Source organism: Streptomyces sp. SP18CS02 (assembly GCF_036322365.1).
GTDB lineage: Bacteria > Actinomycetota > Actinomycetes > Streptomycetales > Streptomycetaceae > Streptomyces.
The window spans coordinates 182,506-195,516 of record NZ_JAQYXC010000289.1 but is presented as its reverse complement, the minus strand read 5'-3'; the positions used below and the strand labels follow the sequence as shown (position 1 = coordinate 195,516).

Genomic DNA, 13,011 nt, shown 5'->3' with positions numbered 1-13,011 from the left:
CCTCCGCCTCAGTCGTATCACGCGACCACGGCACCACCGTCCACGGCCAGCACGGTGCCGGTGACGAAGGACGCCTCCGGCGAGGCCAGCTGGACGACGGCCCACGCCACCTCCTCGGGGCGGCCGATCCGGCCCAGCGGCGTATGCGCCACCTGCCACGCGCGCATCGCGGCCAGCTGCTGTGCGTCGAGTCCCGCGTGCGTGCCCATCGGTGTCTCGACGGCGCCCGGCGCCACGGCGACCACACGCACCCCGCGCGGCGCCAGCTCCACCGCCCAGCTGCGGGTGAGGAGTTCGAGAGCGGACTTGGCCGCCGCGTAGACGGCATTGCCGGGCCACGCGCGCTGACCGACCGACGTGGTGATGTTCACGACCACGCCACCGGCCGCTTCCAGCGCGGGCAACGCGGCCTGGGTGAGCAGGACGGGCGCCGTCAGATTGGTGGCCAGCTGCGGTTCGAGCAAGGCCCGGGTGTAGGTGCCGAGCGCGCCGCCGCCCACGACCGCCGCGTTGTTGACCAGCACGTCCAGACGTCCGTACCTGTCGACGGCCGCCCGCACGATGTCCTCGGCGGCTCCGTCGGCGGTGATGTCCGCGACCAGCGGCCGGATGGCCCCCGGGTGGGCGCGGGCGGTCCGGGCGAGGGGCTCCTCGCGACGGCCGACGGCGAGGACCCGGTCACCCCGCGCGGCGAAGGCCGCGGCGGTGGCCCGGCCGATGCCCGTACCGGCTCCGGTGACGACCACGACCCTGCCGTCCGCGACGGCACCGCTCCGGGCGCGCGGGGCGGCCTGTGCCCGCGGCGTTCCGCTCGTCTTCTCCGGCCTGCTGTGCGGGGCCTGCCCGCTGTCCGTGTGCTGCATGGGTGCGATCCTGGAACCCTGCCGCCAGGGGCAAGGTCAAATCGCCCGGCGGCGACCACGCGCCCCTCGTGCACCATGGTTGGGTGCGACTCGAACCGATCACCTGGGAACGCCTGGCCGAGGCCCTCGCCACGCGTGCGGACGGGCTGACGCCGCAGGACGGCGGCCCCTGGTTGAAGATCGCCGTCGACGGGCCGCCCGCCGCTCGCCCCGGGGAGCTCGCCGCGCTGGTGGGCGAGGCTCTGCGAGTGCGGGGGCGGGCGGTGCTGAGCGTCGGTACGGAAGGGTTCCTGCGGCCCGCGTCGCTGCGGTACGAGTACGGGAAGCAGGACCCGGACTCGTACTACAGCGGCTGGTTCGACACCGGCGCCCTGTGGCGCGAGGTCTTCGGGCCGCTGGAACCCGGCGGGAGCGGACGGGTGCTGCCCGACCTGTGGGACCCGGTCAGGGACCGTGCCACCCGCAGCCCCTACACCCGGCTCGCGCCCGGTGGCGTGCTGCTGCTGCACGGGCCGTTCCTGCTCGGCCACTGGTTCCCGTTCGACCTGACGGTGCACCTGCGGCTGTCGCCGGGCGCGCTGGCCCGGCGTACGCGGGAGCCGTGGACGCTGCCGGCGTTCGAGCGGTACGAGGACGAGGTCGGGCCCGCGCAGGCCGCGGACGTCACGGTGCGCGCCGACGACCCGCGCCACCCGGCCTGGGGCGGGCTCGGCTAGCGAAGGGCGGAGCCCGGCCCGGCGGGGACGGACCGTCACTCACTCCCCCGGGGGCCGGCCGCCCACCCGGGTGACGGCCCGCGCGCCCGCCTCGCAGCCCGCCCGCGCGGCGGCGGCAGGGTCTCCGCCGGAGAGCCGGGCCGCCAGGAAGGCGCCGGTGAAGGCATCGCCCGCGCCCGTCGAGTCCACCGCCCGCACCGACGGGGCCGGTACCCGGGCGACGACCTCGCCCGCGGCCGCCACCAGCGCGCCGTCGGCGCCCAGGGTCACCGGGACCAGGGGGAAGTGGCGGCTCAGCTTGACGGCCGCGTCCGCCGCCCCCGGCAGGCCGGTCAGCAGCGTGGCCTCGTCCGCGTTGGGCAGGAGGACGTCCGCCCCCCGCACCGCGGCCAGGAAGCGGTCCACGCCCAGCTCGGCGATGAAGCCCGCTGAGGCGGGGTCGACGCTCACCGGAATCCCGCGCTCCCGAGCGGCCGCCATCGCGAGGGACACGGTCTCGCGGCTGGTCGCGGCGAAGAACAGATACCCCGACAGGTGCAGATGGCGGACGCCGTCCAGCAGCCGCGGCGACCAGTCGGCGGGGGAGAGCCGCAGGGCCGCGCCGCTGTCCGTGACCAGCGTCCGTTCGGCCGCGGCGTCGACCAGCGCCACGACCGTCGCGGTCGGCGCGTCGCCGTCGGCCACCAGCAGCGGACGCACGGCGGCCGAACGCAGCCTTTCCTCGTGCCAGGACGCCTGATCCGTCCCGACCCGTGCCAGCAGCCGCACGTCCGCGCAGCCGGAACGCGCCGCCCAGCACGCCGCGTTCGCGCCCGCGCCGCCCGGCAGCGTACGGATCCGCGCCGCCGTGTCCGTCGCCGGGGCGAGCGGTGACCGGTGCCGCGCCACCACATCGGTGACCACCTCGCCGACCACCAGCAGGGCGCTCACCGAACGGCCGCGATCCGCGCCGCCAGGGTCACGTTCCCCCGGACCGCGGCCAGGTTGGCCTCCAGCGACGCCCCGTCGGTGTACCGCATCAGGTATTCCAGCAGGAACGGCGTCACGCCCTGCCCGACGATGCCCCGCTCCCGGCACTCGTCCAGCGCCAGTGCCAGCACCCGGTCGTGCAGCGCCGGGTCCAGCTGCTCGTCCTCCGGGACCGGGTTGGCGACGACGAGCGCCGACCGGGGTCCGCCGAGCGCCTCCCGGGCCCTCATCACCGCCGCCACCTCGTGCGGCGTCCGCACCGTCCAGTCGACCGGTTCGCCCGAGGACGACAGGTAGAAGCCGGGGAAGTGCTCCGTCCCGTATCCGAGGACGCCCACGCCCAGCGTCTCCAGCCGCTGGAGCGTCGCCGGTACGTCCAGGATGGACTTGACCCCGGCGCAGACGACCGTGATCCCGGTCTGCGCCAGCAGCCGCAGATCCGCCGACTCGTCCTGTGTGGTGGCCCATTCGCGATGCACCCCGCCGAGCCCGCCGGTCGCGAAGACCCGGATGCCCGACCGGGCGGCCAGGAAGGCGGTCGCCGACACGGTCGTCGCGCCGCTGGTGCCCAGCGCGATCGCCGGCGCCAGGTCCCGGTGCCCCAGCTTCCGTACGCCGGTGTCCCCGGCGACCCGCTCCAACTGGCGCGTGTCGAGACCGATACGGGCGATGCCGTCCAGTACGGCGATCGTGGCGGGGACGGCACCGGCGGAGCGCACGAGCGCCTCCAGCTCCTGCGCCACCGCCAGGTTGCGGGGGCGGGGCAGCCCGTGGGCGATGATCGTCGATTCGAGCGCGACGACGGGGCGGCCCGCCGCCACCGCCTCCCGTACCTCTTCGGACAGCACCACAGTCGTCTCAGGCATGTCCCCATCCCTGGCGCGCCGACGGCCCGGGCAAACCTCGCCCCGGCGCGCCCCTGCCGCCTCGCGCTCCCTGTCTCCGCGCGTCCCCCTCCCTCTCGCGCCCGGCTCCTGCACCGGCCGAGCGGCTCCTGCACCGGCCGCCCGGCTCCTGCACCGGCCGAGCGGCTCCTGCACCGGCCGTCCGGCTCCTGCACCGGCCGTCCGGCTCCTGCGGAGCCCGCGCCGGGCCGGGTCCCGCCGCCCCGGCGGGGAGAGGGACTCCCCGCCGGGCTACAGTCACCGGCCATGACGACCCATGACGACCGCCCCTCCTTCGCCGTGCACGTTCCGGACGCCGAACTGGAGCCCGAACCGCTGGACCCCGCGCAGATCGTCTCCGGTGAGCCCGTCGTGACGGGCAAGGTGCTGTGGGAGTCCGCCGACGGCAAGCAGGTGCGCGGTATCTGGCAGATCACACCCGGCGTGGTGACGGACACCGAGGCCGACGAGCTGTTCGTGGTCGTCGGCGGGCGCGCCACGGTGGCGGTGGAGGGCGGCGACACGCTGGAGATCGGGCCGGGGGACGCCTGTGTGCTGCGCGCGGGGGACCGTACGACGTGGACGGTCCACGAGACGCTGCGCAAGGCCTACCACATCTGCCTCTGAGCCGACGGTCCCACGGACGGGCCCCGCCTCTCCCGTACCGGGGCCCGGCCTCTTACCGGACGGGCACCCGGGGGAGGCCCGTACGGTCCCGCCCGCCGTGAGCGCTCAGGCCGCGCGCCGCAGCGAGCGCCCCGCCGCCAGAGCGGCCAGGGGCAGCAGGAGGCACGCCCCCACCACGTTCAGCCAGCCGTAGCCCGCCTGGGCGACGATCACACCGGCCGCCATGCCGCCGATCCCCGCTGCCGTGTTCATGGTCAGGTCCGACAGGCCCTGCACCGCGGCCCGGGTGACCGCCGGCACCGAGTCCGTCAGCAGCGCCGACCCCGAGACCAGGCCCGCCGACCAGCCGAGCCCCAGCAGGAAGAGGCCCGTGGCGGTACGGCCGTGACTCGCCCCCGCCGTACCGGCCAGCAGCGCGGCACAGGCGAGCAGCCCGACCGCCAGGCCGATCACCGGCAGTCGGCCGAGCCGGTCCGACAGCCACCCCATCGCCGGGGAGAACGCGTACATCCCCGCGATGTGGCCACTGATGACCAGGCCGATCAACGGGATGCCCGCCCCATGGTGGCTCAGCGCCACCGGGGTCATCGACATGATCGAGACCATCGCGGTGTGCGAGACGGCCACCGTCACCAGCGCGAGCCGGGCCTGCGGCGACGCCCGTACCGCCCGTACGCCGGCCCGCAGGGAGCGGTCTCCGGACGCGCCCTCCTCCCCGGCCGCCAGCGCCCGCGCCGTCAGCAGGGGGTCCGGCCGCAGCAGCACGGCCACCAGCACCGCCGACACGAGGAAGACACCGGCGGCCCACAGGAACGGCCCGGCCGTGGCGGGGATGCCCAGACCCGACACGCTCCGGCCGGCCGGCGCCGCGATGTTGGGCCCCAGCACCGCGCCGATCGTCGTCGCCCACACCACCGTGGAGATGGCCCTGCCCCGGCGTTCGGGCTCCGCCAGGTCCGCCGCGGCGAACCGCGCCTGGAGGTTCGCGGACGAACCCGCCCCGAACCCGGCCATGCCCACGAGCAGCAGCGGGAAGCTGTCCATGACCGCGGCGACCACCACCACGCCCGCCCCGACGGCCCCGATCAGATACGCGAGAACCAGCCCGGGCCGCCTTCCGCGCGCCGTCATCAGCGCCGCCAGCGGCATGGACAGCAGCGCCGTCCCGGCCACGGTGGCGGTCGGGGCGAGCCCGGCCAGCGCCTCGGTGCCGCCGACCTCCTGCGCCAGCACGGTGGCCAGCGCGATACCGGTCGCCACTCCCAGCCCGCCCAGGATCTGGCTGGCGATCAGTACCGCGGAGATCCGGCGCCGCAGCGCCGGAATCCGGTGTGCCGGGACGGAACCGGGAGAGCCGGGGGAGCCGGGGGAGCTGGGGGAGCCGGGAGAGCCGGGAGAGGAGGCACCGGTGCCGGCGTCGGGTATGCCGGGGAGCGTAGTCACTGCCGCAGTGTGCCACCCCTTACACGGTCAGAACAGTGGCTGCGGCAGCACCCCTTCCAGGGCCAGCAGCCGGCGCTTGGTCTCCAGTCCGCCACCGAATCCGCCGAGACCGCCGTCGCTCTCCACCACCCGATGGCAGGGCACCACCACCGGCAGCGGGTTGGACCCCATCGCCGCTCCCACCGCCTGGGCGGCCCCCGGCTGCCCCACCCGCCCGGCCAGCTCCCCGTACCCGACGACCGTCCCGTACGGCACACCGGAGGCCAGCTCGCGCAGTACCTGCCGGTTGAACCCCGTGGTCAGCGACCAGTCCAGCGCCAGTTCGAACCGGTGCAGCGCACCCGCGAAGTACGCCTCCAGCATGGCTATCGGCTCGGCCAGCCGGCCGGAGGCGTTCGGCACCGGCTCGACGCCCAGTCGGCGCGCCAGCTGGGCCAGCGCCTTGTCCCGCACCGCGTCGTCGGCGTGGAACACCACGCTGACCAGGCCCTCGCCGGTCGCGGCGAGCAGTAGCGGGCCGATGTCGCTGCCGACGACGGCCCACTCCACGAACTGCCCTGTGCTCTCCATGCCGACCACGGTAGGACCGGCCACTGACAACGCGGGTGCGGGCAGGCGTCGTCGCTGGTCAGCGCGGGGCGTTCCGCACGATGCCGGGACGGTCGGCGACGACGCCGGACCGGCCGCCCGCGTCCGGCGTGGAGGTCTCCGCCGCCGTGAGGTCCTCGGCCTTCCAGGGCGACCGGCCCGGGAAGCGCTGCTCGGCGTCGGCCGTCCCGGCCGGCCTGTCGTCGTCCTGGACGACGTCCAGCCCGCCGTCCCGGGTGCGCTGGACGTCGTTCTCCACCCGGAGGAAGCCCATGTCACGGGCGAGGTCGACCGCAGCCGGGGGTGTTCTCCGGCGCGTACGCGCAGCCACCTCGGCGCGCGATGACGAGGGGGACGTCGCCGCCCGTCCGCCGGGCCGGCTGCGGCGCCCCGGGCGGGGTGGGCGTCCGGGGCGGCCGAGGCGAGGCGGGGAAGCAGCAGCGCCACGCCGGCGAGCGTGGCGGCGGTCGGCCCGACAGGACGTACGGACCCGGGGAACTCCCCGTGCCGACGGATCCCGGACGCACCGAGGGTGACAGCCGGCGGCCGACGGGGGACGGGCGAAGGACGGCCAGCAGGTGCCACGCGAACGGAACGCCTCCGGCCGCCTACCCGGGGTGGCCACCACCGGGTGAATCCGATCGCACATGTGTGCCGGACCCCCACGCGCCATAGCCTCGCCCCCCTACCAGCGGGTACACATGCACCACCGGCATGGTGTCCCGGGGCATCATCGGGGTGCGGCGGTACGCCGGCGCATGTTCGGGTACCACCGGTACGCGGCGTCCGGGCAGCGCGGGTGCCACGAAGCGGACACCGGCCCGGTACGGGCATGACGGCCGACTGCTCTTCCGGGCGGCGGGGCACGAGGGGCGAAGGGCATACGGGTATGCAGGGCACGGTGGACGGATTCAGCTACGGCCTTTTCACGCCGGTGGCCGCTTTCCTCATGGCATGTCTGGGCGGAGCCCTGGGCCTGCGCTGCACCATGAGATCACTGCGCGACGGAGGGCCGTTCAAGCGCGGCTGGCTGGCCCTCGGCGCCGCCTCCATCGGGTCCGGCATCTGGACCATGCACTTCATCGCGATGATGGGCTTCACCGTCGCCCAGGCGCCGATCGGCTACGACCTGGACGTCACGTTCGCCAGCCTCGTCGTCGCGGTCGTCATGGTCGGCATCGGGCTCGTCATCGTCGCCTACCGGGGCGCCACCCCCCTGGCACTGATCACCGGTGGCACCATCACCGGACTCGGGATCGCGACCATGCACTACCTCGGCATGGCCGGAATGCGGCTCCAGGGACGGATCGACTACGACACCTCCACCGTCGCCCTTTCCGTGGTGATCGCCGTCGTCGCGGCGACGTCGGCGCTCTGGGCCGCCGTGTCGGTCCAGGGCTTCCTGCCCAGCCTCGGAGCCAGCCTGGTGATGGGGATCGCCGTCAGCGGCATGCACTACGCGGGCATGGCGGCGGTCAGCGTCCATCTGCACGGCGACGCCCCGGCGGCTCCCGGCGGCGAGCCGGCGACCTCCCTGCTCGCCCCGATGCTCATCGGGCCGGTGATGTTCCTGCTGCTCGCCGGAGTCGTGGTGATGTTCGATCCGCTGCTGGTGACGGGCGAGCCGGGCGGCGGCACGCGGCGGGCCGCGCGAGGGTCCCTCCCCGGCGTCCGGGCCCTGCCCCGGGAGTACTCCTACGGCGAGCCCGCCAACTGGTCGGCGGCCCGGCCGCCGCGCCGTCGGGAGCGGTCCCGGCACCGCTGACACGCGCCCCGCCGCACCGCGGGCGGCCCGACTGTCAGTGGCGAGTCGTACCGTTGTTGCATGCGGCCAGTTTCCAAGATCGAACGCTCGGTGGCGCCTTTCGAGGTCGTCAGCCCCTACCAGCCCAGCGGTGACCAGCCCGCGGCCATCGCCGACCTGGACCGGCGCGTCCGGGCGGGCGAGAAGAACGTCGTCCTGCTGGGTGCCACCGGTACCGGCAAGTCGGCGACCACGGCCTGGATGATCGAGAAGCTTCAGCGGCCCACCCTGGTGATGGCGCCGAACAAGACGCTCGCCGCCCAGCTGGCCAACGAGTTCCGCGAGCTCCTGCCGAACAACGCCGTCGAGTACTTCGTGTCGTACTACGACTACTACCAGCCCGAGGCGTACGTCCCGCAGTCGGACACCTACATCGAGAAGGACTCCTCGATCAACGAGGAGGTCGAGCGGCTGCGCCACTCCGCGACCAACTCGCTGCTGACCCGCCGTGACGTGGTCGTCGTGGCCTCGGTCTCCTGCATCTACGGTCTCGGCACGCCCCAGGAGTACGTCGACCGGATGGTCCCGCTCAAGGTCGGCGAGGAGATCGACCGGGACCAGCTGCTGCGCCGCTTCGTCGACATCCAGTACACCCGGAACGACCTCGCGTTCACCCGGGGGACCTTCCGGGTCCGCGGCGACACCATCGAGATCTTCCCGGTCTACGAGGAGCTCGCCGTCCGCATCGAGATGTTCGGCGACGAGATCGAGGCGCTCTCCACCCTCCACCCGCTCACCGGCGAGGTGATCAGCGACGACCGTGAGCTGTACGTCTTCCCGGCGAGTCACTACGTCGCGGGCCCCGAGCGCATGGAGAAGGCCGTCAACGGCATCGAGCGGGAGCTGGAGCAGCGACTGGCCGAGCTGGAGAAGCAGGGGAAGCTGCTGGAGGCCCAGCGGCTGCGGATGCGCACCACGTACGACATCGAGATGATGCGCCAGATCGGGTCCTGCTCCGGCATCGAGAACTACTCGATGCACTTCGACGACCGGGCGCCCGGTTCCGCGCCCAACACCCTCCTTGACTACTTCCCCGAGGACTTCCTGCTCGTCATCGACGAGTCCCATGTGACCGTGCCGCAGATCGGGGCCATGTACGAGGGTGACGCCTCCCGCAAGCGGACCCTCGTCGACCACGGCTTCCGGCTCCCGTCCGCGCTCGACAACCGTCCGCTGAAGTGGGAGGAGTTCCAGGAGAGGATCGGCCAGACCGTCTATCTGTCGGCGACGCCCGGGAAGTACGAGCTCTCCCGCTCCGACGGCTTCGTCGAGCAGATCATCCGCCCCACCGGCCTTGTCGACCCCGAGATCGTCGTCAAGCCCACCCACGGCCAGATCGACGACCTGGTGCATGAGATCCGGGTGCGCACGGAGAAGGACGAGCGGGTCCTGGTGACCACCCTCACCAAGAAGATGGCGGAGGACCTCACCGACTACTTCCTGGAGATGGGCATCCAGGTCCGTTATCTGCACAGCGACGTCGACACCCTGCGCCGGATCGAGCTCCTGCGCGAGCTCCGGGCCGGCGAGTACGACGTCCTGGTCGGCATCAACCTGCTCCGCGAGGGCCTCGACCTGCCCGAGGTCTCCCTGGTGGCCATCCTCGACGCGGACAAGCAGGGCTTCCTGCGCTCCGGCACCTCACTGATCCAGACCATCGGCCGTGCCGCCCGAAACGTCTCCGGTCAGGTCCACATGTACGCCGACTCGGTCACCCCGGCCATGGCGCAGGCGATCGACGAGACGAACCGCCGCCGCGAGAAGCAGGTCGCCTACAACACCGCGAACGGCATCGACCCCCAGCCGCTCCGCAAGAAGATCAACGACATCGTCGCGACCATCGCGCGCGAGGAGGTCGACACCGAGCAACTGCTCGGCACCGGCTACCGGCAGGGCAAGGACGGCAAGGGCGCCAAGACTCCCGTGCCCTCGCTCGCCGCGCACGCGACGACCGGCAGGGCAGCGGCCGGCAAGGGTGCCAAGGCGGGTGCCCGCAAGGGCGACATCGTCAGCGACCGCCCGGCGGCCGAACTGGCCGGGATCATCGAGGAGATGACCGACCGTATGCGCGCCGCCGCCGCGGAGCTCCAGTTCGAGGTCGCCGCACGCCTGCGCGACGAGGTGAGCGAGTTGAAGAAGGAGCTGCGACAGATGAAGGAGGCGGGCATCGCCTGACCCGCCGCGCAGATGTGTTGCAACACCGACACAAAAGCGGACCGGCCCGCGGCCGTCCCGGCCCCGCTGCGTAGGGTGCTGAGCAACCGCACGCAGAGACGGCCGCGGGGGAACGCAAGGGAAGGGGACAGCGCGTGGTGGACGTATCCAAGGGCGGGGCGACCGGAGGGCCGGGCGTCAATCTGACCAAGGGCCAGGCCATCAGCCTGGAGAAGAAGGGCGGCGGCACCCTGACCGCCGTGCGCATGGGCCTCGGCTGGCAGGCGGCCCCGCGCCGTGGCCTGTTCGGCTCGCGCACCCGGGAGATCGACCTGGACGCCTCGGCGGTGCTCTTCGCCGACAAGCAGCCGGTGGACGTGGTCTTCTTCCGCCACCTGGTCAGCGACGACGGATCGGTGCGTCACACCGGCGACAACCTGGTGGGCGGCGTCGGCCAGGGCGGTGACGACGAGGCGGTCCTCGTCGATCTCCAGCGGGTCCCGGTCCACATCGACCAGATCGTCTTCACGGTGAACTCGTTCACCGGCCAGACCTTCCAGGAAGTGCAGAACGCCTTCTGCCGCATCGTCGACGAGACGAACGGCCAGGAGCTCGCGCGTTACACCCTGGACGGCGGCGGCCAGTACACCGCGCAGATCATGGCGAAGGTGCACCGGGCCGGTTCCGGCTGGCAGATGACGGCCCTCGGCAACCCGGCCAACGGCCGTACGTTCCAGGACCTCATGCCGTCGATCCTGCCGCACCTGTAGGCGGCAGAGGCAGGGCAGGCAGGGCGCAGCACGGCCCGCCCCGCGCATTTCCGCACGTATCGCGTACGGGCGGCTCCCGGAGGCAGCGGGCCGCCGGGAGCCGCCCGCTGACGACCGAGGGGACACAGGCAATGACGGCCGAGCTGGTCAGGGGAGAGAACCACCCGCTGTCCCACGCCCGACTCGAGATCCGGGTGTCGGCCGGCGCGCCGGTCATGGCCGGCGCCACGCTCGGCGACGAGCAGGGCACGGTGCACGGCGTCGAGTGGGTCGCCCACCCCGGCTCGCCCGCCCTGCCGGGCCTGGAGGTGTCCCAACAGGCCGCCGCGGACCACCGGCTCGCCGTGGACCTCGGCGCCCTGCCTCCCTCGGTGCACCGGGTGACGGTCCTGCTCGCGCTGGTCCAGGGGGCCGGCGGACCTTCCCGCTTCGGCGCCCTGCCGGCCCCCACCGTCACGGTCACCGGACTGGACGGCACCGGGATCGTCCGCTGCACCCTCACCGGGCTCGACAGCGAGTCCGCCGTCGTCGCGCTGGAGGTCTACCGCCGGCAGGGCGCCTGGAAGGTCCGTTCCGTCGGACAGGGATACGCGGGCGGACTCGCCGCGCTCTTCGCCGACCAGGGGATCGACCGGGCGGCGGAACTCGCCGGCACCGTCCAGGCAGCGGTCGCCCGCGGTCTGACCCGCTCCGTCGCCCCGCCGCCGCCCCGCGCCCCCGAGGCCGACCGCATCCGCCAGGGCGCCCCTTCGGCAGCTCCCGGCGACGCCACCGCCTCGCCCGCCTTCCCCGCCGCCCCGCCGCCGCGGCCGGAGCCGGTGGACGGCTCTCGGCCCGTGCCGGCCGTCGCTCCCGCCCTCGGCACCGACAGCCCCGTCGACTACTCCCACCCCCGCCGCCGGGCGGCCGCTCCACCGCCCCCGCCGGCGCCCGCGGAGACCGCGCCGGCCGGGCGCCCCGCCCCACCGGTGGCGGGCGACGCCACCGGCTGGTCCATGGAAGAGCGCCTCTACAACCAGGTCTGGGGCATGTTCGAGGACCTGGCACGCACCGTCGCGGCCCATCGCAGCGCCGTCGACTTCGCCGACTCCCGTATGGACCAGGAGCTCGACCGCCTCCTGACCGATCCGCGTGTCCGGATCGGCTCCGCCGGCGACACCGCCCGGGCGGAGGCCCAGGCCAGGCGCGACGAGCTGGCCGCCCGCGCCCGTGAGGTGCTCGACCGCGACCTCGCCCAGCTCGTGGCCGAGTCGGAGGTCGTCGAACCGGCGCTCCCGGCCCCGTTCGCGAGCTGGCACAGCCAGGCATGGAAGGACTACCGGGTCCCTGCGGAGTCCCCGATGGCGCTGCGCCTCGGCGACCTGCATCTGCCCGAGCGCACGGACCTGCGCATCCCGATGCTGGTGCGGCTGCCGCTGGAGCGCGGGCTCTGGGTGGACAGCGGCCGCGCCGGCTCCCAGGCCGCGGCCTTCCTGGACGACCACCGGCTGCGCAGACTCGCGATGGACACGGCTGTCGCCCATGCGGCGCGGCTGATCGCCGTCCACCCGGTGGGCGAGTTCGCCGTCCATGTCATCGACCCGGCGGGCTCGGCGGCGCACTCGCTCGCCCCGTTGGCGGGAGCGGGAGCGCTCGCCGCGCTTCCCGCCGCCGGCGCCGCGGGTGTCTCGGCCGTCCTGGCGAAGCTCACCCAGCGCGTGGACCTGGTGCAGATGGCGGTCCGCAGCGGCGCCGCCGACGCGCTGCCTCCCGAGCTGGACACCGCCCAGCAGCTGCTGATCGTCAACGACTTCCCGCACGGCTTCGACGACCGGGCCGTCAACCAGCTCCGCTACCTGGCCGACGAGGGCCCCGCCGTCGGGGTGCACCTGTTGATGGTCGCGGACCGGGAGGACGCCGCCGAGTACGGCCCCGTGCTCGACCCGCTCTGGCGCTCGCTGCTGCGCCTCACCCCCGTACCGGACGACCACCTGGCCGATCCTTGGGTGGGGCATGCCTGGACGTACGAACCGCCCCTGTTGCCCCCGGACGGCGGCGTGCTGCGGCAGGTGCTTTCCCAGGTGGTCGAGGCCAGGAACTACAGACGACGCTGACCTGGGCACTTGGTGCTTCTTTTACCGTTCCCTTTACCTTCCCTTGGTGATTGGGGTACTGTTCTTCGAGCGGAGGGGAGTACTCCCACGTGCGGCGTGC

12 protein-coding genes are annotated in these 13,011 nt (G+C 73.7%); 6 read left to right on the top strand and 6 right to left on the bottom strand.

The window, feature by feature from the left end; all coding sequences use genetic code 11:
- Positions 1-17 precede the first annotated feature (17 nt).
- Positions 18-863, bottom strand: a complete 846-nt coding sequence (locus PUR26_RS21280; RefSeq protein WP_329874032.1) for an SDR family NAD(P)-dependent oxidoreductase — start codon at positions 861-863, stop codon at positions 18-20.
- Between the two features lie 83 nt (positions 864-946).
- Here PUR26_RS21280 and PUR26_RS21275 point away from each other — a divergent pair, with 83 nt between their 5' ends.
- On the top strand, positions 947-1,579 hold the full coding sequence (locus tag PUR26_RS21275) for a uridine kinase (RefSeq protein ID WP_329874031.1): 633 nt from the start codon (positions 947-949) through the stop codon (positions 1,577-1,579).
- A gap of 39 nt (positions 1,580-1,618) precedes the next feature.
- On the opposite strand, the gene PUR26_RS21270 is transcribed toward PUR26_RS21275, so the two are convergent.
- Entirely contained in the window at positions 1,619-2,509 is an 891-nt protein-coding gene (locus PUR26_RS21270; protein ID WP_329874030.1) for a carbohydrate kinase family protein, read from the bottom strand.
- The gene (locus PUR26_RS21265; protein WP_329874029.1) at positions 2,506-3,414 is read right to left on the bottom strand and encodes a pseudouridine-5'-phosphate glycosidase; all 909 of its coding nucleotides are present in this window, start codon (positions 3,412-3,414) and stop codon (positions 2,506-2,508) included. The genes PUR26_RS21270 and PUR26_RS21265 overlap by 4 nt, the downstream gene beginning before the upstream one ends.
- A 285-nt stretch (positions 3,415-3,699) precedes the next feature.
- Between PUR26_RS21265 and PUR26_RS21260 the strand changes: the two genes are divergently transcribed.
- The gene (locus tag PUR26_RS21260; protein ID WP_329874028.1) at positions 3,700-4,059 is read left to right on the top strand and encodes a cupin domain-containing protein; all 360 of its coding nucleotides are present in this window, start codon (positions 3,700-3,702) and stop codon (positions 4,057-4,059) included.
- Positions 4,060-4,164: 105 nt separating this feature from the next.
- Here the strand turns inward: PUR26_RS21260 and PUR26_RS21255 are convergent, their stop codons facing one another.
- The 3 genes from PUR26_RS21255 to PUR26_RS21245 form a co-directional block, all read right to left on the bottom strand.
- Positions 4,165-5,385, bottom strand: a complete 1,221-nt coding sequence (locus PUR26_RS21255) for an MFS transporter (protein ID WP_329874284.1) — start codon at positions 5,383-5,385, stop codon at positions 4,165-4,167.
- A gap of 144 nt (positions 5,386-5,529) precedes the next feature.
- Positions 5,530-6,072 carry a methylated-DNA--[protein]-cysteine S-methyltransferase gene (locus PUR26_RS21250; protein ID WP_329874027.1) on the bottom strand — a complete coding sequence of 181 codons (543 nt, stop codon included), beginning with the start codon at positions 6,070-6,072 and terminating at the stop codon, positions 5,530-5,532.
- Positions 6,073-6,130: 58 nt separating this feature from the next.
- The gene (locus PUR26_RS21245; RefSeq protein WP_329874026.1) at positions 6,131-6,421 is read right to left on the bottom strand and encodes a hypothetical protein; all 291 of its coding nucleotides are present in this window, start codon (positions 6,419-6,421) and stop codon (positions 6,131-6,133) included.
- A gap of 558 nt (positions 6,422-6,979) precedes the next feature.
- Between PUR26_RS21245 and PUR26_RS21240 the strand changes: the two genes are divergently transcribed.
- From PUR26_RS21240 to PUR26_RS21225, 4 genes are all read left to right on the top strand, one after another.
- The gene (locus PUR26_RS21240; RefSeq protein ID WP_329874025.1) at positions 6,980-7,855 is read left to right on the top strand and encodes an MHYT domain-containing protein; all 876 of its coding nucleotides are present in this window, start codon (positions 6,980-6,982) and stop codon (positions 7,853-7,855) included.
- Between the two features lie 60 nt (positions 7,856-7,915).
- A complete protein-coding gene (uvrB, locus tag PUR26_RS21235; protein WP_329874024.1) occupies positions 7,916-10,069 on the top strand; it encodes an excinuclease ABC subunit UvrB in 2,154 nt (717 codons plus the stop codon).
- Between the two features lie 182 nt (positions 10,070-10,251).
- A complete protein-coding gene (locus tag PUR26_RS21230) occupies positions 10,252-10,818 on the top strand; it encodes a TerD family protein (RefSeq protein WP_329874283.1) in 567 nt (188 codons plus the stop codon).
- Between the two features lie 131 nt (positions 10,819-10,949).
- Positions 10,950-12,911 carry a TerD family protein gene (locus PUR26_RS21225; protein WP_329874023.1) on the top strand — a complete coding sequence of 654 codons (1,962 nt, stop codon included), beginning with the start codon at positions 10,950-10,952 and terminating at the stop codon, positions 12,909-12,911.
- The last annotated feature ends 100 nt before the right edge of the window (positions 12,912-13,011 follow it).